1 protein-coding gene and 1 pseudogene are annotated in these 1,295 nt (G+C 35.7%); both read left to right on the top strand.

The features are described 5' to 3' along the window. Positions 1-506 (top strand): annotated as a pseudogene (locus F6K13_RS33705) (hypothetical protein); the annotation flags it as partial. 319 nt (positions 507-825) lie between these two features. Continuing rightward, the gene (locus F6K13_RS33700) at positions 826-1,170 is read left to right on the top strand and encodes a helix-turn-helix domain-containing protein (RefSeq protein WP_287290011.1); all 345 of its coding nucleotides are present in this window, start codon (positions 826-828) and stop codon (positions 1,168-1,170) included. The last annotated feature ends 125 nt before the right edge of the window (positions 1,171-1,295 follow it).

Below are 1,295 nucleotides of genomic sequence, written 5' to 3'. Positions count from 1 at the left end.
TGTTTCTGAAGGAAATTAAGACAAAAATAGAGTCCGATATTTTAGGATTGATTGAAGAACTTTTGCAAACTCCAGAGACTGGTAAGATTAAAATGTTTTTAATTTACCAAGCTTTACAGGCACGCCGAGAGTATTTGGATTTATTTCAAAGAGGAGATTACCAAAAGTTAATTGTTATGGGTAGTTTGAAAGATCATATAGTTGCTTTCTCGAGAAAATGGGGAGATAGTACAGCGATTATTATAGCTCCCAGATTATTAACTAAGTTGATTCAAGAAGGAGAAAATCCTTTAGGAGAACAAGTATGGCGTGAGACTCGAATATGTTTACCTTCTGGTTCTTCTTTGGTGTGGAAAAATGCAATTACTCAACAAAAACTTAAAGAAGAGAAAGAGGATACTTTATGGATTAGAAATGTACTGAATCATTTTCCTGTAGCATTATTAATTAATGAGCAAGGTGAAACAAATAATGATTCTGAACCAACAGTAGATTCTCAAAATTAAGTATACTTTGATTTTGAATTTTGAATTTTGAGATTTGATCAACATCAAATTTAGCCCGCCAGAAAACTTTTAGAAGGCGGGATTATCGCTGCGCTTGAAGTCAGAAATAGGAACTCAGAAGTCAGAACTTTTTTCTCTGAGAATTTTCGGTAATCATATCTCTATTTCTAGACGGAGAAATAGGGTGATGCGACCCCCGCTATAAATTTCATTTTAGCGGTTGAAAATTATAGCACTAAGTAAGTTGGTATAAATAAACCAAACTATGTAAAGATAAGTAAATATGGATAATATCTCTATTGAGTGAGGAAATTTATACATGGGGGCTCGTTTAAGGGTTTTTCTCACAAGTGAGCAAGACCGAAGTCTACAGAAGTTGAGAACTGCGGACGTACCACAGAAAGTCAAAGACCGAGCAGAAGTGATTAGATTAAATGCACATGGGTGGTATGTAGAAAAAATAGCTGCTCATTTTAATTGGGCTAGACAAACAGTAAGAGAAGTGTTACATAAATGGCAAAAATTTGGCTTACAAGGACTGTGGGAGTCACAAGGTCGGGGTTTAAAACCTAAGTGGACTGAAGGTGATATGAAATTTTTGGAAGAATGCCTCACCAAGGAACCACGGACATACAACAGTCATCAGCTAGCAGAGAAATTATAAAGCGATCGCGCAATTAAATTGAGTCCTGATAGATTAAGTCGGATACTCAAAAAAAGGGGGTCATTTGGAAGCAGGCCAGAAAAAGTCATAAACAGAAACAAGATCCAAGAGTCAAAGAAATAAAG

It is taken from the genome of Okeania sp. SIO2B9 (genome assembly GCF_010672505.1).
GTDB classification, from domain to species: Bacteria; Cyanobacteriota; Cyanobacteriia; order Cyanobacteriales; family Microcoleaceae; genus Okeania; species Okeania hirsuta.
Note: the sequence above shows the minus strand (reverse complement) of the source record. Positions and strands in the feature narration are given on the sequence as shown.